At 68.9% G+C, this 20,461-nt stretch carries 19 protein-coding genes; 7 read left to right on the top strand and 12 right to left on the bottom strand.

From position 1 onward, the window contains the following. Positions 1-61 precede the first annotated feature (61 nt). Positions 62-1,018, top strand: coding sequence for an NAD(P)/FAD-dependent oxidoreductase (locus AC1DWT_RS01535; protein WP_206014393.1), 957 nt, complete (start codon positions 62-64; stop codon positions 1,016-1,018). On the opposite strand, the gene AC1DWT_RS01530 is transcribed toward AC1DWT_RS01535, so the two are convergent. Continuing rightward, positions 1,008-1,967: a Gfo/Idh/MocA family protein gene (locus tag AC1DWT_RS01530; protein ID WP_072938496.1), complete on the bottom strand. Its 960-nt coding sequence runs from the start codon at positions 1,965-1,967 to the stop codon at positions 1,008-1,010. The genes AC1DWT_RS01535 and AC1DWT_RS01530 overlap by 11 nt on opposite strands. Then, positions 1,967-3,067, bottom strand: a complete 1,101-nt coding sequence (locus AC1DWT_RS01525; RefSeq protein ID WP_206014392.1) for a DegT/DnrJ/EryC1/StrS family aminotransferase — start codon at positions 3,065-3,067, stop codon at positions 1,967-1,969. Before AC1DWT_RS01525 ends, AC1DWT_RS01530 begins: the two co-directional genes overlap by 1 nt. Positions 3,068-3,172: 105 nt before the next feature. Between AC1DWT_RS01525 and AC1DWT_RS01520 the strand changes: the two genes are divergently transcribed. The 3 genes from AC1DWT_RS01520 to AC1DWT_RS01510 all read left to right on the top strand — a co-directional run bounded on the left by AC1DWT_RS01520 (position 3,173) and on the right by AC1DWT_RS01510 (position 5,756). Next, the gene (locus AC1DWT_RS01520) at positions 3,173-3,892 is read left to right on the top strand and encodes a DapH/DapD/GlmU-related protein (RefSeq protein ID WP_206014391.1); all 720 of its coding nucleotides are present in this window, start codon (positions 3,173-3,175) and stop codon (positions 3,890-3,892) included. Positions 3,893-3,961: 69 nt separating this feature from the next. Beyond that, positions 3,962-4,954 (top strand): lysylphosphatidylglycerol synthase transmembrane domain-containing protein, encoded by a 993-nt coding sequence (locus tag AC1DWT_RS01515; protein WP_477919431.1) that lies wholly within the window; start codon positions 3,962-3,964, stop codon positions 4,952-4,954. 10 nt (positions 4,955-4,964) lie between these two features. Next, on the top strand, positions 4,965-5,756 hold the full coding sequence (locus AC1DWT_RS01510; protein ID WP_206014389.1) for a class I SAM-dependent methyltransferase: 792 nt from the start codon (positions 4,965-4,967) through the stop codon (positions 5,754-5,756). Positions 5,757-5,778: 22 nt separating this feature from the next. Here the strand turns inward: AC1DWT_RS01510 and rfbB are convergent, their stop codons facing one another. Then, a complete protein-coding gene (gene rfbB, locus AC1DWT_RS01505) occupies positions 5,779-6,783 on the bottom strand; it encodes a dTDP-glucose 4,6-dehydratase (protein WP_206014388.1) in 1,005 nt (334 codons plus the stop codon). A 63-nt stretch (positions 6,784-6,846) separates the two neighbouring features. Here rfbB and rfbA point away from each other — a divergent pair, with 63 nt between their 5' ends. The 3 genes from rfbA (at position 6,847) to AC1DWT_RS01490 (ending at position 9,192) form a co-directional block, all read left to right on the top strand. Then, on the top strand, positions 6,847-7,722 hold the full coding sequence (rfbA, locus tag AC1DWT_RS01500) for a glucose-1-phosphate thymidylyltransferase RfbA (RefSeq protein WP_095862848.1): 876 nt from the start codon (positions 6,847-6,849) through the stop codon (positions 7,720-7,722). Between the two features lies 1 nt (position 7,723). Continuing rightward, the gene (locus AC1DWT_RS01495) at positions 7,724-8,305 is read left to right on the top strand and encodes a dTDP-4-dehydrorhamnose 3,5-epimerase family protein (RefSeq protein ID WP_072938515.1); all 582 of its coding nucleotides are present in this window, start codon (positions 7,724-7,726) and stop codon (positions 8,303-8,305) included. 77 nt (positions 8,306-8,382) lie between these two features. Continuing rightward, positions 8,383-9,192, top strand: a complete 810-nt coding sequence (locus tag AC1DWT_RS01490; RefSeq protein WP_072938518.1) for an enoyl-CoA hydratase — start codon at positions 8,383-8,385, stop codon at positions 9,190-9,192. Here AC1DWT_RS01490 and AC1DWT_RS01485 read toward each other — a convergent pair. The 9 genes from AC1DWT_RS01485 to AC1DWT_RS01445 form a co-directional block, all read right to left on the bottom strand. Continuing rightward, positions 9,189-10,637 (bottom strand): rhamnulokinase, encoded by a 1,449-nt coding sequence (locus AC1DWT_RS01485; protein ID WP_206014387.1) that lies wholly within the window; start codon positions 10,635-10,637, stop codon positions 9,189-9,191. The two genes, AC1DWT_RS01490 and AC1DWT_RS01485, sit on opposite strands and share 4 nt — an antisense overlap. Then, complete coding sequence (locus AC1DWT_RS01480) at positions 10,637-12,676, bottom strand: bifunctional aldolase/short-chain dehydrogenase (RefSeq protein WP_477919430.1); 2,040 nt, start codon at positions 12,674-12,676, stop codon at positions 10,637-10,639. The genes AC1DWT_RS01485 and AC1DWT_RS01480 overlap by 1 nt, the downstream gene beginning before the upstream one ends. Before the next feature lie 29 nt (positions 12,677-12,705). Then, positions 12,706-14,151 carry an L-fucose/L-arabinose isomerase family protein gene (locus tag AC1DWT_RS01475; protein ID WP_206014385.1) on the bottom strand — a complete coding sequence of 482 codons (1,446 nt, stop codon included), beginning with the start codon at positions 14,149-14,151 and terminating at the stop codon, positions 12,706-12,708. After that, positions 14,151-15,332, bottom strand: a complete 1,182-nt coding sequence (rhaI, locus tag AC1DWT_RS01470) for an L-rhamnose isomerase (protein ID WP_095862843.1) — start codon at positions 15,330-15,332, stop codon at positions 14,151-14,153. Before rhaI ends, AC1DWT_RS01475 begins: the two co-directional genes overlap by 1 nt. A 6-nt stretch (positions 15,333-15,338) precedes the next feature. After that, positions 15,339-15,701, bottom strand: coding sequence for an L-rhamnose mutarotase (locus tag AC1DWT_RS01465; RefSeq protein ID WP_477919429.1), 363 nt, complete (start codon positions 15,699-15,701; stop codon positions 15,339-15,341). A gap of 8 nt (positions 15,702-15,709) precedes the next feature. After that, positions 15,710-16,786 (bottom strand): rhamnose ABC transporter substrate-binding protein, encoded by a 1,077-nt coding sequence (rhaS, locus tag AC1DWT_RS01460; protein WP_037228161.1) that lies wholly within the window; start codon positions 16,784-16,786, stop codon positions 15,710-15,712. Positions 16,787-16,855: 69 nt separating this feature from the next. After that, positions 16,856-17,902 (bottom strand): ABC transporter permease, encoded by a 1,047-nt coding sequence (locus AC1DWT_RS01455; RefSeq protein WP_206014383.1) that lies wholly within the window; start codon positions 17,900-17,902, stop codon positions 16,856-16,858. Further along, a complete protein-coding gene (locus AC1DWT_RS01450) occupies positions 17,892-18,947 on the bottom strand; it encodes an ABC transporter permease (RefSeq protein WP_206014382.1) in 1,056 nt (351 codons plus the stop codon). Before AC1DWT_RS01450 ends, AC1DWT_RS01455 begins: the two co-directional genes overlap by 11 nt. Then, the gene (locus AC1DWT_RS01445) at positions 18,944-20,455 is read right to left on the bottom strand and encodes a sugar ABC transporter ATP-binding protein (RefSeq protein ID WP_206014381.1); all 1,512 of its coding nucleotides are present in this window, start codon (positions 20,453-20,455) and stop codon (positions 18,944-18,946) included. Before AC1DWT_RS01445 ends, AC1DWT_RS01450 begins: the two co-directional genes overlap by 4 nt. Positions 20,456-20,461: the final 6 nt, after the last annotated feature.

Here is a 20,461-nt window from a genome sequence, read left to right as displayed (position 1 = left end):
CCAGGATCGCGATCTGCCCGGACAGTGGACGTCACGAGGTCGACGAACGAAGGAGAACGCGATGGATGACAGTTACGACGTGGTGGTCATCGGCGGCGGCGCGGCCGGACTCAGCGGGGCACTGACCCTGTCGCGGGCCCGCCGATCCGTGCTCGTGATCGACGCGGGCGAACCCCGCAACGCACCGGCCGGGCACATTCACAACTATCTTGGCCGAGAGGGCACCCCTCCCGGTGAACTCCTGGCCATCGGACGCAAGGAGGTCGCCGGATACGGCGGGGAGATCGTGACCGGCACCGTCACGTCCGCCGAGAAGGTCGGGGACGGGGAGTTCCGGGTGACGCTCGCCGACGGCCGGGCCGTCGGGGCGCGACGGCTACTCGTGACCACCGGCCTCGTCGACGTCCTCCCCGACATCCCCGGGGTGGCCGAACGGTGGGGACGCGACGTCCTACACTGTCCGTACTGCCACGGGTGGGAGGTCCGGGACCAGCCGGTGGGCGTCCTGGCCGGCAGTCCGCTGGCGGTGCACCAGGCGCTGATGTGGAGCCAGTGGACCGATCGGGTGACGTTGTTCCTGAACGACGCGAACGAGCCCACCGGCGAGGAGTACGAGCAACTCGCCGCCCGCGGCGTCGCCGTGATCGACGGCGCGGTGGCCGGACTCGAGGTGCGGGACGACCGGCTGACCGGTGTCCGGCTGCGCACGGGCCGGGTCTTCCCCCTGGCCGCCGTCGTGGTCCCGCCGCTGTTCCGGGCCCGCGCCGACTTCCTCACGACCCTCGGCCTGGGCACCACCGAGATGGAGATGGCCGGACACGTGATCGGCACCGCCGTCGCCGCCGACGCGACCGGCGCCACCGCGGTTCCCGGGGTGTGGGTGGCCGGCAACGTCGCGGACCCGAAGGCGCAGGTCATCGTCGCCGCCGGAGCCGGACTGACCGCCGCCGCCACCCTCAACGCCGACCTCATCGCGGAAGACACCCGCCTGGCGGTCGCCGGAGCGCTCAGCCGGTAGCCGACACGGTCGCCTCGTGGACCACGCGGTGCGCGGGCAGGATCGACTCGCGCTCCGCGTCGGCGTCCCCCTCTCCGCCGACCAGCCCGACGTAATGCGCGAGCTGGGCGGCGAGGGGTTCGTCGCTGTAGCGGATGGTCGGGATCTCGATGACGGTCTGCTGCTTGTACCCGTCGGCGGGCAGGTCGTCGTCGATGTGCCGGTAGATGGTGATGTCGCGGCGCAGCAGGTCGATCTCGATCAGACGGTCCGGCTCCAGCAGCGACAACTGCCGGACCTTCCGCTGACTCACCCGGCTCGCCGAGATGGTGGCCACCGCCCCGGATTCGAACCGCAGCACCGCCTCCGCGCAGTCCTCGGCCTCGTTGCGCCGCGAACTGTCGTGGAAGTAACCGAATTCGGCCTTCACCCCGACCGGCGGCGATCCGACGAATCCGATCGCGAGGTCCACGTCGTGGATCAGCAGGTCCGTCGCGACGCCGGTGGGGATGCGGGACACGAACGGCGAGTGCCGGATTCCGTTGACCTGCCACACGTCACCGGCGAATTCGCGGGCCGTCCGGACCGCCGGGTTGAATCGCTCGAGCAGACCGCACATCAGCGGGACGCCGGTCGCGGCGGCACGTTTCACCAGATCGGTGCTCTCCTCGTACGTTGCGGCGAGCGGCTTTTCGACGAGCAGCGGCTTTCCGAGGTCCAGGATGCGGCCCGCCACTTCGTAGTGTGCGGGGGTCGCCGCCGCGACGACGACGGCGTCGATGCCGTCCAGGTCGTCGAAATCCGCGGCCCACTCGGTACCGAACCGGGCGGCGACGTCCCGTCCGTGGTCTTCCCGCGGCTCCACCAGCAGCGCCAGGTCGCACAGCGGCGACTGCGCGAGGACGCGGGCGTGCAGCGATCCCATCTTCCCGGATCCGACGAGCGCGATCCGCGGTCGTGTGGACGTCATCACGCCTCCATCGCCTCGCGCACCGCCGCGACGATCCGGTCGACGTCGTCGGTGGAGAGCGCGGCGTGAACGGGGATGCTGAGGCACCGGCGGGCCACCGACGTCGCGACCGGTGTCGGCGAGGCGATCACCCGGGGATGGTCGCGGTAGCAGTCGTAGTCGTAGACGGTCCTCGGGTAGTAGACGCCGCTGCCCACTCCCCGCTCGCCCAGACGCTGCGCGAGGGCGTCGCGGTCGATCGGCGCATCCGGCGCGAGGACCACGGTGAACTGGTGCCACACGTGCCCGCGGCCCGCGAGTTCCGAAGGCAGCACGAGACCTTCGACGTCCTTCAGCCCGGTCCGCAGCGCTTCCGCGTTGCGCCGGCGCGACTCCACCTGCTGCAGATACGAACCCAGTTGCGGCAACCCGACACTGGCCTGCAGATCCGTCATCCGGAAGTTCTGGCCCGCCATCTCGTACTCGTAGCGCCCGCGCATGCCCTGGTTCCGCAGCACCCGCAACCGGTCGGCCACCGCGTCGTCGTCCGTCGTGACCATTCCGCCCTCGGCGGTGGTGAGATTCTTGGTGGCGTAGAACGAGAAGCAGCCGAGCCCGAAACTGCCCGCGCCCCTGCCGTCGAACGTAGCGCCGTGCGCCTGCGCGGCGTCCTCGACCACGGCCAGTCCCCGCGACTCGGCCAGCGGCATCAGCGCACCCATGTCCGCGGTCTGCCCGTACAGGTGCACCGGCATCAGCACCCGGGTGCGGTCGTTCACGCAGTGCTCCGCCACGTCGGGGTCGATCGCGAAGTCGGCCTCCCCGATGTCGGCGAACCGTGCCGTCGCGCCGGCGTCGAGGATCGCGTTGAGCGTGGCCACGAACGTGAACGGGGTGGTGAGTACCTCGTCCCCGGGCTGCAGGTCCAGCACCCGCAGGGCCGCGATCAGCGCGGTGGTGCCGCTGTTGACGGCCACCGCGTGCCGGGTGCCGACGAGTTCGGCGAACCCCTCCTCGAACCTCGCGACCTTCGGTCCCTGCGCGACCATCCCGGATCGCAGGGTGTCGAGGACCTCGCGCTCGACATCCTCGCCGAAGGAAATACTCGAGATCGCGATCACGGTTCCTCCGATAGATTGACGTGCAGTTCACACCGTCTTCACAGATTGCAACCACTTGAAGGTTCCCACGGTCTGCACGGCTCCTGGAAGGAATCCGAAACTTTCATGACCATCGGTGAAAACTGCGAGATCCACCCGACCGTCGTGATAGGCGACGGCGTCACCGTCGGAGACCGGGTCAGCATCGGACCGTATGCCGTCCTCACCGGCCCCCTCGACATCGGCGACGACTGCTGGATCGGCGCCCACGCGACGCTCGGGGCCCCGCCGGAGTGGATCGGGAAGACGCATCCCCGCACGTGGACGGAGGTCAGCCCGCACCGGGGTGTGGTGATCGGCGCGGGCACCGTGATCCGGGAGATGAGCGCCGTCCAGCAGGGCGCCGAGCGGCCGACGACCATCGGGCGCGGCGGATTCGTCATGAACCACACGTCCGTCGAGCACGACGTCCGGATCGGCGAGGACTGCGTCCTCTCGCCGTCGAGCACCCTCGGCGGTCACGTGACCCTCGGCGACGGCGTCAATCTCGGCATGAGCGCGGTGGTGCATCAGCGGCGGGTGATCGGGGCGCGCGCAATGGTCGGAATGGGATCGGTCGTCGCCAAGGACATTCCGCCGTTCGCCACGGTGTTCGGCAATCCCGCCGCCCTGCGGGGCACCAACCGGGTGGGGATGAGCCGGTCCGGGATCGCCGACCAGGACATCGAGGCGGTGGAGAATCTGTTCGCCTCGGGGCGGCTCGACGCCGGCGCGGAACTCCCGCGGTCGCTCGCCGACGCGTTCGCCTGGTGGCGGGAGTTGGCGGTGAAACCGCTCGTTTCCTGATCCTGCGCCCGCCGATTGCTATCGTCGGAACCGAACGCTGCACTGCTGCAGCGCACTGCCGGTGAGGGGGTGGTTCTCGTGGACACCGATCCCGAGATCGTCCCGGACCGCGGTGGCCGCGCCGTCCTGATGCACGCGCTGCGGATCCTCGTCACCCTCGCGATCGTCGTCGCCGTCGTGTTCGCCGTGAAATCGCAGTGGGCCGAGGTCCGGGACACGATCACCCAGCTGGACTGGTGGGCGCTCTCCGTCTCCGCGGTGTTCGTCTTCCTCGGCATGGGCGCCGCGGTGCGCGCGTGGCAGCACGCGCTCGGCGCGCTCGAACACCCGATTCCCGCGTTCGACGCCGCCCGGTGCTACCTGGTCGGCCAGCTCGGCAAATATCTGCCGGGCAGCGTGTGGGCGTTCGTCCTCCAGACCGAACTCGTCCGCCGGGCCGGGGTGTCGCGTGCCAACGGATTCGTCGCCGTCCTCGTCACCGTGGGGCTGAGCATCACGTCCGCGCTGGTCGTCGGGCTGCTGGCACTGCCCGCCCTGTTCCACATCAGCACCGTCGCGGCGGTCGCGGTGATCGTCCTCGTCCCCATCGCCCTCGTCTGCTGCTATCCCCCGATCCTCACGCGGCTGGTGAACCTGACCCTGCGGATCCTGCGGCGCGCCCCGCTGCACCGGCAGTTGACGATGCACAAGATCGGGCGTGCCCTCGGCTGGTGCGCCGTCAGCTGGGTGCTGTACGGCGTGCATCTCTGGTTCCTCGCGTCGAGCACGTCGGGATTCGCGGTGGGCACCCTGGTGCAGTGCATCGGCGCGATCGCCCTCGGCATGTGCGCCGGCGTGCTTGTGGTCGTCGCGCCGTCCGGCATCGGGGTACGCGAGGCCGTCGTCGTCGCGGCGCTGTCCCCGTTCATGGACAGCGGGGTGGCGCTCGGGCTGGCCCTCGCGTCCCGCCTGGTGTTCACGCTGTGCGAGGTGCTCGCCGGCTTCGTCGCCGCGGTCGCCGGTTCGCGCTCGCTGCGCAATGCCCTCGTGCACGAGGATTCCCGGGTGCCGCAGCCGTCGTGAGGAGACCGCGATGACGGACGCCTGGGAGGTCGATCCCGCGTACGAGAACTACATCGGCCGCTGGAGCAGGCTGGTCGCGCCGCAGTTCCTGCGGTGGCTGGCCGCAGGCCCGGGCGGCGCCTGGTGCGACGTGGGTTGCGGGACCGGCGCCCTCGCCCACACCGTTCTCCGCACAGCCGACCCGGCCCGGGTGGTCGGGGTCGAGCCTTCGGCCCCGTTCGCCGCGGCGGCCCGGGCCGGCGCGGACGATCCCCGCTTCGAGGTGCGGCCGGGGACCGCCGAAGCGATCCCCGCCGCCGACGGCGAGTTCGACCGCGTGGTGTCCGGGCTGGTCCTCAACTTCGTTCCCCGTCCGGTCGAGGGGCTCGCCGAGATGCGCCGCGTCACCCGGGCCGGCGGGACCGTCGCCGGATACGTGTGGGACTACGCGGACGGCATGCAGATGATCCGCGTCTTCTGGGACGCCGCGCGCGAGCTCGACGCCACGGCCGCGACCCTCGACGAGGGTGCCCGCTTCCCGCTCTGCCGGCCGCAGCCTCTCCGCGATGCGCTGTCCGCCGCGGAGCTGGCTGGGGTGGAGGTGCACCCGCTCGACGTTCCCACCGTGTTCGCCGGCTTCGACGATTTCTGGCGGCCGTTCCTGGGCGGTCAGGGCCCCGCGCCCGGCTACTGCATCTCTCTGCCCGCCGGACGTCGAACCGCGCTGCGCGACCTGCTCGCTGCCAGATTGCGGCGCGACGAGGCAGGCCGCATCGCACTGACGGCGCGAGTGTGGGCGTTCCGCGGATCGGTCCCGGCCTGACTGCTGTGCAACTACCGGACGCTCAGCCGATGACGGATTCCGTAGCCGCGTACGCCTTCTCCGCGGATTCCTTCTGCGCCCGCCACCACGACTCGTTGTCGCGGTACCACCGCACGGTCGCCTCGAGCCCGCTGCGGAAATCCTCGTACTGCGGCGTCCAGCCCAGTTCCGTGCGCAGGCGCGTCGAGTCGATCGCGTAACGCAGGTCGTGGCCCGGGCGGTCGGTGACGAAGTCGAGGTCGTCGGCGTCGCGGCCGAACAGCTCGAGCAGCGTCCCGACGACGGTCCGGTTGTCGACCTCGCCGTCCGCGCCGATCAGGTACGTCTGGCCGAGAGTGCCCTTCTCCAGGATGGTCCAGACGGCCGCGTTGTGGTCGTCGACGTGGATCCAGTCGCGCACGTTCTTGCCGCTGCCGTACAAACGGGGGCGCACCCCGTCGATCAGGTTGGTGATCTGACGCGGAATGAACTTCTCGACGTGCTGGTACGGGCCGTAGTTGTTGGAACAATTCGACAGGGTGGCCCGCACCCCGAACGACCGCGCCCACGCCCGCACCAGCAGGTCACTCGACGCCTTCGTCGCCGAGTACGGGCTCGACGGGTTGTAGGGGGTCGACTCGGTGAAGCGCTCGGGGTCGTCCAGTTCGAGATCGCCGTACACCTCGTCGGTGGAGATGTGGTGATAGCGGACGTCGTGGACGCGGACGGCCTGCAGCAGCGAGAACGTGCCGATCACGTTCGTCTGCACGAACGGCGTCGGATCGGCCAGGGAATTGTCGTTGTGCGATTCCGCGGCGAAGTGGACCACCGCGTCCGACTCCGCGACCAGGCGATCCACCAGCGCGAAATCCGCCACATCGCCGTGCACGAACTCGATGCGGTCGGCCACGGCGTCGAGCGAGCGCCGGTTGCCGGCGTACGTCAGCGCGTCGAGCACCGTCACCTGCACGTCCGGCCGCTCGGCGACCGTCTGGTGCACGAAATTCGCACCGATGAACCCGGCGCCGCCTGTCACGAGAAGCCTCATGTGCACCCACCCTAGTGGCGAGCCCGAGTTTCTATCCGGCGCGAACACTGGAACACTGCGCACATGCGCGGAATCATCCTGGCAGGCGGCACCGGGTCCCGATTGCACCCGATCACCCTCGGCGTGAGCAAGCAACTGGTCCCGGTCTACGACAAGCCGATGATCTACTACCCGCTCTCCACCCTGATGCTGGCGAACATCCGCGACATCCTCGTCATCACCACCCCGCACGACGCCGAGCAGTTCCGCCGGCTCCTCGGCGACGGCTCCCAGTTCGGGGTGAACCTCACGTACAAGGTGCAGGAGGAGCCGAACGGCCTGGCGCAGGCGTTCGTCCTCGGCGCCGACCACATCGGCGGCGAATCCGTGTCCCTCGTACTCGGCGACAACATCTTCTACGGCCCCGGCCTCGGTTCCCGGCTGAACCGCTTCGAGAACATCGACGGCGGCGCCGTGTTCGCCTACTGGGTGTCCGATCCCAGCGCGTACGGTGTGGTCGAATTCGACGACACCGGCCGGGCGATGTCGATCGAAGAGAAGCCCGCCACCCCGAAGTCCAACTTCTCGATCCCCGGGCTGTACTTCTACGACAACGACGTCGTCTCCATCGCGCGCAATCTGAAGCCGTCGGACCGCGGCGAATACGAGATCACCGACGTCAACCAGGCCTACCTGCAGGCGGGACGGTTGCAGGTCGAGGTGCTTCCCCGCGGAACCGCGTGGCTCGACACCGGCACCGTCGATTCGCTGCTCGAGGCGTCGAACTTCGTCCGCACGCTCGAGCACCGGCAGGGGCTGAAGATCGGCGTCCCGGAAGAGGTCGCGTGGCGCCGCGGGTTCATCACCGACGCCGAACTGTGTTCGCGTGCTGAGGCTCTCGGCAAATCGGGGTACGGCGACTACCTCCTCGAACTTCTCGAACGCGGCAAGGACTGGTGACGTGGAGTATCGGGAACTGAAGGTCCCCGGCGCCTGGGAGATCACCCCACGGCAGTTCGGCGACGACCGCGGCGTGTTCCTCGAATGGTTCAAGGGCTCGGAGTTCGAGGCCGCCGTCGGGCATCCTCTCGAACTCGCTCAGGCCAACTGCTCGGTGTCCGCCGCCGGTGTCCTGCGCGGTATCCACTACACCGACAATCCGCCCGGGCAGGCGAAATACGTCACCTGCGTCAAGGGCGCGTTCCTCGACGTCATCGTCGATCTCCGGGTGGGGTCGCCGATGTTCGGGCAGTGGGATTCGGTGCTCATCGACGACGTCGACCGCCGCGCCGTCTACCTTCCGGCCGGCGTCGGCCACGCGATCCTGTCCCTCGAGGACGCGTCGACCGTGATGTACCTGTGCTCGATCGAGTACACCCCGGCCCTCGACCACGACCTGCACCCGCTCGACCCCGATCTGGGCATCGACTGGCCCACGACGGGCCGGGACGGCAACCCGCTGACGTTCCAGCTGTCCGAGAAGGATTCGGCGGCGCCGTCGCTGAAGCAGGCGCTGGACGCCGGGCTACTGCCCCCCATGTGAGTGTTTTCGTGTGCCCGGGTACACGAAAACACTCACATGGCCGGTGACTCACGAGAACGTGTTCTAGTATCGAGGGCGTGACCTTCGTCGTCGTCGACCACCCCCGGCCGGGTATCGCCCTGGTCACGCTCAACCGCCCGGAACGCATGAACGCGATGGCGTTCGACGTGATGATCCCGTTCCGCGACGCGCTGGAGGAGATAAGCAACGACAACTCGGTCCGCGCGGTGGTCGTCACCGGCGCCGGCCGCGGCTTCTGCTCGGGCGCCGACCAGAGATCCGCGGGCCCGCTCCCCCACGTCGACGGCCTCACCCCGCCGACCGTGGCGCTGCGGGCCATGGAGATGCTCGACAACGTGGTGCTCTCGCTCCGCCGGATGCATCAGCCGGTGATCAGCGCCGTCAACGGCGCCGCCATCGGCGGCGGGCTGTGCCTGGCGCTCGCCTCCGACATCCGGATCGCGGCGGAGGACGCCTACTTCCGGGCGGCCGGCATCAACAACGGGCTGACGGCCAGCGAACTGGGCCTGAGCTACCTGCTGCCCCGCGCGATCGGTTCGTCCCGGGCCTTCGAGATCATGCTGTCCGGGCGGGACGTGCACGCCGCGGAGGCGGAGCGGATCGGACTCGTGTCGCGGTGCGTGCCCGGTGAGGACCTCCTGGACGAATGCTTCGACCTCGCCGAACGCATGTCGCGCTTCTCCCGGCCGGGCCTGGAGTTGACGAAGCGCACGCTGTGGTCGGGACTCGACGCCGCCTCACTCGAAGCCCACCTCCACCAGGAGGGTCTCGGACAGCTGCTGGTGCGGCTGCTGACCGACAACTTCGAGGAGGCGACCGCCGCGCGGAAGGACAAGCGCGAACCGCGGTTCCGGGACCGGCGCTAGGCCCGGGACAGCGACGGCGCGAACTCGCGCAGGGTGAACGAATTCGACACGACCGCACGCAGTTCGGCGAGTCCCCCGGACAGCACACCGGCCGCCCGCGCCTGCACCAGGACGTTGCCGAGGGCGGAACCCTCGACGGGTCCGGCGACGACGGGCAGCCCGGTGGCGTCCGCCGTCAGCCGGCACAGCAGCGCGTTCTGGGATCCGCCGCCGACGATGTGCACCACGTCGATCGGGGTGCCGGTCAGTTCGACGATCGACTGCACCGACCGCCGGTACGCGTCCGCGAGACTGTCCATCACACAGCGGATCACCTCGGCCGGACCGTCCGGCACGCGCTGACCCGTCCGCGCGCATTCGGCGGCGATGCGGGCGGGCATGTCGCCCGGCGGCAGGAACACCGGCAGGTCCGGGTCGATCACGGAGCCGAGGTCGGTCAGCGCTGCGGCGTCGTCCAGCAGGTCCTGCAGCGATACGTCGAGTCCGTCGGCCTGCCACTGCCGCATCGACTCCTGCACCAGCCACATGCCCATCACGTTCCGCAGCAGCCGGGTGGTGCCGTCGACGCCGGCCTCGTTGGTGAACCCCGCCGCCCGCACGTCCTCGGTGCGCACCGGGCCGGGCAGTTCCGTTCCCACCAGCGACCAGGTGCCCGACGCGATGTACACGAACCGCGTGCTCGCCGCGGGTACCGCGACGACGGCCGACGCCGTGTCGTGGCTGCCGACGGCCACCACCATCGGGGGACGGTCCGTCGCCCCGATGTCTTCGGCGACGTCGGGCCGGACGGCCCCGATCGCCGAGCCGGGCTCCGCCAACGGCGGCAGCACGCGGTCGTCGAGACCGAGCCGGGCGACGAGCGCACGGTCCCAGTCGCGGCTCACCGGATCGAGCAGACCGGTGGTGGACGCATTGGTCACCTCGCCGACCCGAACCCCGCTGAGCCAGTACGCCAGAAGGTCGGGGATCATCAGCAACTGCTCCGCCACGTCGAGCCGCTGCGCGCCGCTCTCCCGCTCGGCCAGCAGCTGGTACACCGTGTTGAACGGCAGTTGTGCGATGCCGTTGCGCTCGAACAACTCCCGATCCGGGATCGACGATCGCATCCCGGCCGCGACGCCCCCCGCCCGCTGGTCGCGGTAGTGGTACGGCATCCCGAGGAGGGAGCCGTCGCCGCCGAGCAGCCCGTAATCCACCGCCCACGTGTCGATTCCGATCGACACGAGGACGTCACCGCGGGCCACGGCCTCCATTGCCGCGGCCCGCAGCCCGTCCAGCAGACCCCGGTAGAGGCCGGCCAGATCCCAGTGCAGCGATCCACCCAGCCGCACCGGGCGGTTGGGGAAGCGCGCGACCTCGTCGAGGGTGATCACACCGTCGGCGACGCGGCCCAGCATCACCCGCCCGCTGGACGCGCCCAGGTCGATCGCGGCGAACACGTCCATCAGCGCAGGAACGCCGCAGCGACACCGGCATCCACCGGGATGTGCAGTCCGGTCGTGTGCGTGAGGTCGCCGCCGGTGAGCGCGAACACCGCGTTGGCGACGTGCTCGGGCAGCACCTCCCGCTTGAGCAGGGTGCGCTGCGCGTAGTACTCGCCCAGCTTCTCCTCCTCGACGCCGTACACGGCGGCCCGCTTGGCGCCCCAGCCGCCGGCGAAGATGCCCGAACCCCGCACCACACCGTCCGGGTTGATGCCGTTGACGCGGATGCCGTACTCGCCCAGCTCCGCCGCGAGCAGCCGCACCTGGTGCGCCTGGTCGGCCTTCGTCGCGGAGTACGCGATGTTGTTGGGCCCGGCGAACACCGAGTTCTTCGAGGAGATGTAGACGATGTCGCCGCCCATCGCCTGGGCGGTCATCACCCGCGCCGCCTCCCGCGACACCAGGAAGGAGCCCTTCGCCATCACGTCGTGCTGCAGGTCCCAATCCTTCTCGGTGGTCTCGAGCAGCGGCTTGGAGATCGACAGTCCGGCATTGTTGACGACGAGGTCTACTCCGCCGAACGCCAGGACAGCGGCCTCGAACGCCGCGGCGACCTGGTCGGCGCTGGTCACGTCCGCTGCGACGCCGACGGCGACGTCACTGCCGCCGATCTCGGCGGCGGCCTCGGCCGCCTTCGCCTGGTCGAGGTCGGCGATGACGACGCACGCGCCCTCCGCGGCGAGGCGCTGCGCGATCGCCTTGCCGATTCCCGACGCGGAACCGGTGACCAGCGCGATGCGGGTGGCGAGCGGCGCCGGCTTCGGCATGCGGGCCAGCTTCGCCTCCTCGAGGGCCCAGTACTCGATGCGGAACTTCTCCCGCTCGTCGATCGGCTGGTACGTGGAGATGGCCTCGGCGCCGCGCATCACGTTGATCGCGTTGACGTAGAACTCGCCCGCCACCCGCGCGGTCTGCTTGTTCGCGCCGAACGAGAACATCCCGACGCCGGGGACCAGGACGATGGCCGGGTCGGCGCCGCGCATCGCCGGGCTGTCCGGCTCCGCGTACTCGGCGTAGTACCGGGCGTAGTCCTCGCGGTAGGCGGTGTGCAGTTCACGCAGTCGCGCGGTGACCTCCTCGAGCGACGCGGTCGGCGGCAGGTCGAGGAGCATCGGCCGGACCTTGGTGCGGAGGAAGTGATCCGGGCACGACGTACCCAGCGCGGCGAGACGCGGATGCTCGTGCGCCGCCAGGAAGTTCAGCACCTCCTCGCTGTCGGTGAAGTGCCCCACCTGCGGGCGATCGGTGGAGGCCAGTCCCCGCAGCAGCGGGAACAGCGCGGCGGCGCGGCGGCGGCGCTCCTCGGCGGGCAGTGCTTCGTAGCCCGCGATCGCGGGACCGAACGGCTCCTCGCGGCCGTTGTCGGCGATGAACTGCTCGGCGGTGCGGATGATCTCGAGCGAACGCTGCTCGCACTCCTCGCTCGTCGACCCCCACGCGGTGATGCCGTGCCCGCCCAGGATGCAACCGATCGCCTGCGGGTTCGCCTCCGCGATGGCCGAGATGTCGAGACCAAGCTGGAAACCGGGGCGGCGCCACGGAACCCACACCACCCGGTCGCCGAAGCACTTGCGGGTCAACTCCTCACCGTCCGCGGCGGTCGCGAACGCGATACCGGAATCGGGGTGCAGGTGGTCGACGTGCGGCGCGTTCACCAGACCGTGCATGGCGGTGTCGATGGACGGCGCGGCGCCGCCCTTGCCGTGCAGGCAGTAGTCGAATGCGGCGACCATGTCGTCCTCGGCGTCGAGGCCCGGGTAGACGTCGGTCAGGGCGCGGACCCGGTCAAGGCGCAGCGCGGCGAGTCCGGCGGGCTTCAGCGTGCCGAGGTCTCCGCCGGAACCCTTCACCCAGACGAGGTCCACCTCGGCGCCGGTCACAGGGTCGACGTCGGTGCCCTTGGCGGAGGTGTTGCCGCCGGCGTAGTTGGTGTTCCGAGCGTCGGCGCCCAGTCTGTTGGACCGTGCGATCAGTTCGGCGATGGTGCTCGTGGCGTTCACTTCTTGTTTCTCCCTCGAGATTCTTGACTTCAGACCCGGATGAATTCGACGCCGAGCAACTCTGCTGCGGCCTTGATCGCGCCGGCCCGGTGGCCGACGCACAACGCCCAGTGGTGGCCGGTCCCGGTGGCACTCCACTCGTCCGTCCACTCCCCCGGGTCCCGGCCGAAGTCGACCCGCGACGTGGTGTTGCCGATGGCGAGGAGCGGCCCGGGGACCACTTCGCCCTCGGACGCGATGAACGAGTACGAGCCGTCGCGGTTCTGCCCGACCGCGAAGGTCGTGACGGGCCCGTGGGTCACGTCGAACTCGACGCTGACGCCGTACCCTCGCTTGCCGTGATAGACACCGAGACCGCGGAGCAGCGGTTCGGTTGACGAGATCTGCAGATGGGCCGGTCCGTCGTGACCCATTTCGACGACGCCGTCGCGGAAGTTCAGTGCCTGCAGTTCCGTGAACGATCCACCGGCGCCCATCCGGTCCGAGACCAGCATCGCGACCGCGGTGCGAATGTCGTACTCCCCGGCCAGCGGAATACCGCGGGCCGTGAGCAGGGACGCTCCGAGAATCATTCCGGCGCCGAGTTGTTCGTGGAGTTCACCACCCAGCCCGCGGTGGTAGTACGCCATGGCGTCGAGTTCGAAGTCCGCGACGAGACGGTCGAGTCCCACGGAGACCCGGGCTCCCCACGCGAGATCGTCCGCGTTCACCGAACCGTCGAGCGCGAACACATCGTTCGCGAGTGCGATGCGGTCCGCGGTCTCACGGTCGGAGACCGCATCGACCCGCACCCGGAGGTCGTCGAATTCGAGCACCTCCACGTGCGCGCCGAACTGGGACGACAGCAGCGTCATGTCCGTCGAGATGTCGAGCATCCCCGGGTACAGGTGACCCATGAGTCCGAGCCGGCCGTGCCGCAGGGCAGCCCGTGCCGAGGCGGCACTCACCCAGGCGTCGATGCGCCGCCAGGCGTTCTCGTCGTGCAGATACCCGGACACCGACCGGAAGTCGATGCCGCTGCGCCGGAACACGTTCGCGACCTCCGGCAGCGGACACTGCCCGCAGTAGGCCAGCCACGTCCCCGTGTCGGTGTTCGCGTGATCCATCGCCTCGGTCGGCTGCAGGTCGATCAGCAGCACCGGCACGTTGGTGCGCTGCGCGATCGGCAGCACCATCGACGATGTCAGGTAGGTGGTCAGGAAGATCACCACGAGGTCGCAGTCGGCCTGCCTCAGCGTCTCGGCCGCGACGGCGGACTCCTGCGGGTCGGAGACGAATCCGGCATCGACGACCTGGCAGTCCCGTTCCTCGAATCGGCCCGTCACGTAACGGGCTGATTCCTGCAGGACGCCCCGGAGGCCGGGGAACTGCGGCCAGTAGGCGCCGAGCCCACCCGACACCAGCCCCAGCCGGGTCTTCCGGGGACGCACCCGGTCGAGGTGAGCGGGCACGGTATTCGTCGTCGCCACGGTCATCACGCGCCCCAACTCGCCTGGTTTCCGCCCACCCGCTCGCGCTCGATCCGCTCCAGGTAGCCGGAGCGCGCGAACGCGCCGATCGGGTCGGCGTCACGGCCCTGCGATTCGCGCAGTTCGGCGAGCAGCGGCCGGACGTCGGTGTTGTAACCGTCCATCAGCACCGCGTGCGCGCCGAGCACGTCACCCGACTGCTGGGCCGCCTCGAGGGCGTCCCCGTCGACGAGCAGTGCCTTGGCCGTGGCTTCCTGGACGTTCATGATCGACCGGATCTGGCCGGGGATCTTCGGCTCGATGTTGTGACACTGGTCGAGCATGAAGTTCACGCGCGAGTCCGGGAGGTGCGCGCCGGCCCGGACGATCTCGTGCATGATCCGGAACAGCTGGAACGGGTCCGCGGATCCGACGATCAGGTCGTCGTCGGCGTAGAAGCGGGAGTTGAAGTCGAACGCGCCGAGCCGTCCCTGCCGGATCAGCTGGGCGACGATGAATTCGATGTTCGTGCCCGGTGCGTGATGACCGGTGTCCAGCACGACCTGGGCCTTCTCGCCCAGCGCCAGACAGTGCAGCAGCGACGTTCCCCAGTCGGGGATGTCGGTGGTGTAGAAGTACGGCTCGAAGAACTTGTACTCGATCAGCAGGCGGTGATCGTCGTCGAGTTCGGCGTAGATCTTCTGCAGCGAATCGGCGAGCCGATCCTGCCGGGCGCGGATCGAATCCTGGCCTGCGTAGTTGGTGCCGTCGGGCAGCCACAGCTTCAGATCCTTCGATCCCGTGGCCCGCATGACGTCGACGCACTCGACGTGGTGGGCGACAGCCTTCGCACGGATCTTCGGGTCGGCGTTGGTGAGCGACCCCAGCTTGTAGTCGTCGTCCTGGAACACGTTGGAGTTGATCGCCCCCAGCGACACCCCCTGATCGGCGGCGTACGCGGCGAGTTTGCCGAAGTCGTCGACGCGGTCCCACGGGATGTGCAACGACACCCGCGGCGCCGCCCCGGTCACGCGATGCACCTGTGCGGCGTCCTCGATTTTCTCGTACGGGTCGCGCGGGACACCTGCCGTGGCGAACACCTTGAATCGGGTGCCGGAGTTCCCGTATGCCCAACTGGGAACTTCGATTCCGAAGTCGGCAAGGGCGGCGATGTCGCCGGCGGTGCGCCGAATGTCAGTTGCCGTCATGGTGAATCATCCTTCGGTGGAGATCGTGTGGTCGAGAACGGTGTGGAGTTGGGCGTCCAGGTCGAAGATCTCGGTGAGGAGCGTGAATCCCTCGTCGGGGGCCACCCCGTCGAGTTCGAAGAACGGCGCCATGTCGTGTTGCCAACGCCTGTTGACGTCGGTGCRCGCCATAGCCGCCTGCGCCTGTTCGAGATCTGCCGACTCGACGTAGCCGACGATCAGCCCGTCCGGCCGGATGTGCAGCGAATAGTTGTGCCACCCGCTGGCTTTCAGGGCCTCCAGCATCTCCGGCCAGACCTGGGCGTGCCGGCGAACGTACTCGTCGATCCGGTCCGGCCGGAGTTGCAGGGTGAAGCAGTACTTGTTCATCGGACGGTTCAGAAGTTGTACTGGTCGATGGTGTTCGCGTCGAACACGGTGGGCGGGCCGAGCACGACCTCGCCGCCGGCGCCGATCGTGTACTCGCCGAGCTTGCCAGCCGTGAACTTCTGTCCCTCGGCGCCGGTGATCTGACCGGATGCCAGTGCGGCACCGGCGTAGGCGGAGAGGTAGCCGATGTTGGTCGGGTCCCAGAGGGCGAATTCCTTGACGGTGCCGTTCTTCACGTATTCCCGCATCTGGTTCGGGGTACCGAGGCCGGTGAGCACGATGTTGCCCTTGTAGCTCGACGACGAGATGTAGCGCGCCGCGGCGGCGATGCCGACCGTCGTGGGCGACACGATCGCCTTCAGGTCGGGGTAGGTCTGCAGCAGGCCCTGCGTTTCCTGGAACGACTTCTGGTCGTCGTCGTTGCCGTACACCGTGGCCACCAGTTCGATGTTCCGGTATTCCGGCTTGCTCGCGAGCTCCGCCTTCAGCACCTCGATCCACGCGTTCTGGTTGGTGGCGTTGGGTGTCGCGGACAGCACCGCGATCTTGCCGGTGCCGCCGATCTGCTCGCTCGTCATCTTCGCGAGCGTCTCGCCGACGCCCTGGGTGGTGGCCTGGTTGATGAACAGGTCGCGGCAGTCCTCGGCCGCGTCGGAATCGAACGTCACGACCTTGATGCCTGCGTCGCGGGCCTGGTTCAGCGAGGGGCACACGGCATTCGGATCGTTGGCGGCGATGTTGATGACGTTCTGGCCCTGCTGGATCAGCGTGTTGATGTACGACACCTGCGAGGACGCGCTCGCATCGTTGGGGCCGACGAGCTTGTACTCGCCGCCGAACTCCTCCACGGCGGTCTTGCCACCGCCGACCTCGATGTCGGAGTACGGGTTGTTGAGCTGCTTGGGGAGGAACGCGACCTGCAGACCGTCCTGGATCGGCGCGTCGGGGTTCGCGGTCCCGGTGGCGCGGTCGCCACCCCCCGAGTTCGATGCCGAATCCTGGGTGGTGCCGCCGCAGGCCGTCAATCCGATCGAGACTGCGACGATCCCCGCCAGGGGAACGAAGGTCCGGCGGAATCGGGTCATGGTGGATCCTTTCCTCGTGTTCGCGTCACCGCGAACGCTGAAGTGAGAAAGAGCGGTGAAGCAGGGAATTCAGGGCGCGTTTTTCAGCTTTCGACGCTGCGCGGACGTCCGCACGGTCTTCAGCAGGTTCGGAAGCAGAACCGCGACGATCAGGAGAACACCGGTGACGATGGTGAGTGCCTCGTTCGAGATGTCCTCGAGGCGCAGCGCATTCTGCAGCGTGGCGAGCAGCACCACCGCGGCGAGCACGCCCGCCAGCCGGCCCTTGCCGCCGAAGATCGACACTCCGCCGAGGAGCACCGCCGCGACCACGGCCAGTTCGAGACCGGATCCGTTGTCGGCCCGGGCGCTCGAGTACCGCAGGCTCCACAGCACCCCGGCGAGGGCGGCGACCGCCCCGCACACCACGTAGAGCCAGAACTTCAGCCGCGCCCCGTCGATGCCGGCGAAGCGTGCGGCCGTGTCGCTGGCGCCGGTGGCGTAGATGTCGCGGCCGAGCGGGGTGGCCTGGAGGATCACCGCGAACACGACGGCCGCGACGACCAGCGGGATGGCGAGATTGGGGATGGCCGTGCCGCCGACCGTTCCCGTGACCCACGACGTGTATGCGCGGGGGAAGTTGGACACCGCCTGGTCACCGAGGAGGACGAACGCGAGCCCCCGGAACAGGGCCAGGGTACCGATCGTGACGGCGAGAGACGGCAACCCCAGCCTGGCGACGAGGAAACCGTTGAGGGCACCGAGGAGGCAGCCGAGCAGGATGCACATCGGGATGATCGCCTCGATGGCGAAGCCGTTGTTCCACATCCAGCCCATCGCGGCGCCGCTCAGCCCCAGGACGCTCGCCACCGACAGGTCGATCTCGCCGGTGATGATGATGAACGTCATCGGCAGTGCGATCAGGAAGATCGGTGCCAGGTCGAGAACGAGGAACGTGAAGTTCCGGCTGCTCCCGAAGTCGGGGTTGGTGACCGAGGCGACCACCAGCACGACGATCGTGATGGCGATGATCACCGAGTCCCAGCCGGCGAGCACCTCGCGGATTCGGCCGACCGTCGACGTCCCCGCGGTGTCCGGCTGTGCGGTCGTCGCCGGCTCGATGGTGTCAGTCGACATGGGCGCTCCTCTTCCGAAGTTGCTGTGCGGCACGCACCGCGAGCAGTCGATCGGCCGCGATGGCGATGAGAATCAGCGCACCGACGATGGCCTGCTGCCAGAACTGGTTGATCTGGAGAACGGGCAGCGAACTGTTGATGGTGGTCAGGAGCAGCGCGCCGAGCGCCGCGCCCCAGACGGTGCCGACGCCGCCGACCACGGCGACACCGCCCACGACGGCGGCCGCGATCACGTTGAGTTCGTAACCGGATCCGGCGGCGGCGTCGACGGTGCCGAACCGCGCCGCGAACATGACCCCGGCGACTCCGGCCATGGCCCCGGAGAACACGAAGGCGAGCAGGACGCGCTTGCCGACGGCGATGCCCGCGAGTTCGGCGGCGTGGCCGTTCGACCCGATGGCGTAGAGGTCGCGTCCACTGCGATAGCGACGCAGATACACACCGGCGAGAACAACGGCCACCACCGCGACGATCACGAGCACCGGCACACCGAGAAGCGTTGCGGTGCCGAGCTTCAGGAAGTCCGGCGGCATCTCRTCGGCGGTGATCTGCTCGCCACCCGCCCACAGGTAGGCGATGCCGCGGAAGATGTACATCGTGCCGAGCGTGACGACCAGGGCGGGAACGCCGCCGAACCGCACCAGCAGCGCGTTGGCGAGTCCGCAGACCGCGCCGACGGCGATCCCCGCGAGGATCCCCACCACGATCGGTGCACCGTCGGCACCCGACATCACACTGCCCGCGGCGAACGCCGACAGCCCGAGCACCGAGCCGACCGACAGGTCGATGTTCTTGGTGATCATGACGACGGTCTGCCCGACCACCAGCACACCGACGATCGACGCGGCCAGCAGAATGTCGCGAATGCTCTGGGAGGAAAGGAAATTGCCGTTCTGCATCGTGGTGACCACGACCAGCACGATCAGCGCGGCGAGGATGCCGAGCGAACGGACCTGCAGCACCTTCTCGATCAGCGACGGACCCCCGTCCGACTTCACCTGTGGCTTCGCGGCGCCCGCAGGCGCGACGCGGGTGGGTGCGCTCATGCGGCGGCCTCCGAACCCGTTGCAGCGAACATGATCTTCTCCTCGTCGGCCTCGGCCCTGCTCAGTTCCGACACGATTCGTCCTTCCCTCATCACAAGGACGCGATCGGCCATTCCGAGCACCTCCGGCAATTCGGAGGAGATCATCACGACGGCGACGCCTTCACTGGCGAGCGTCGAGATGATCCGGTGCACTTCGGCTTTGGTGCCGACGTCGATACCGCGGGTGGGTTCGTCCACGATCAGGACGCTCGGCGCGGTGGCCATCCACTTGGCGAGCACGACCTTCTGCTGATTGCCGCCGGACAGCACCCCGACGGGGTCGGTGATGCGCGCGTACTTGGTCTGCAGTTTCTTCGTCCACTCGTAGGCCGACCGGCGCTCACGTCCCCCGAAGAGGAACCCGAACCGGGCGAGAGCGGACGACCGCGTCAACGTGGCGTTGCGCTCGATCGACATGTCCAGGATCAGGCCCTGCTGGCGACGGTCCTCCGGGACGAGCGCCATTCCCGCGCGCATCGCGGCCTTCGGATCGCCCTTGCGCAGGCTCTTGCCTCGCACCCGGACGTCGCCGCTGTCACGGGGGTCCACACCGAACGCCGACTGCATGACCTCGGAGCGGCCGGCACCGACCAGCCCGGACAGTGCCACGATCTCGCCGGCGCGCACCTGGAAACTGATGTCGGAGAACACCCCGGCTCGCGACAGGTTCTCGACCTCGAGGACGACCGCCCCCGGTTCCACGTCGATCTTCGGGAACAGGGCGCCGAGGTCGCGGCCGACCATGCTGCGGACGAGGTCGTCGACCGTCAGGCCCGCCAGTTCCGATGTGGCGATGTGCCGTCCGTCGCGCATCACGGTGACCCGCTGGCACAGCGCGAAGATCTCCTCGAAGCGGTGCGAGATGAACATGACCGCCGCGCCGGACGCGCACAGGGACCGGGTGACCTTGAACAGCCGCTCCACCTCGTTGCCGGACAGGGCCGCGGTCGGCTCGTCCATGACGATGACGTTGGCGTCGGTGGACAGCGCCTTCGCGATCTCGACCAACTGCTGATCGGCGATCGACAGTCCGCTGGCCGGCCGGTCCGGGTCCATCGGGACCCCGAGACGGTCGAACAGCGCGCGGGCGGCTGTGTTCATCGCGCCGCGGTCGATCATGCCGAAGCGGGCCCGCGGCTGGGTGCCGATGAAGATGTTCTCCGCGATCGTGAGGTCGGGGAACAGGGTCGGCTCCTGGTAGATGACCGCGATACCCCTGGCCTTGGCATCCGAGGGCGACCCGAGCGACACTTCCTCACCGCCGACGAGCATCGATCCGGTGTCGGGGCCGTGCACGCCGGCGAGCATCTTCACGATGGTCGACTTGCCTGCACCGTTCTCTCCGACGAGGGCGTGCGCCTCGCCGCCGTAGAGCGGAAACGACACACCCTGAACAGCAGCGACGTTGCCGAAGGACTTGGTGACGTCCCGTACTTCCAGCAACGGCACCGCAGGGGGGACGCTCATTCAGCA

The sequence above is a fragment of the Rhodococcus sp. P4_B6 genome (assembly GCF_056402215.1).
This window is presented reverse-complemented; position numbering and strand designations above follow the sequence as displayed.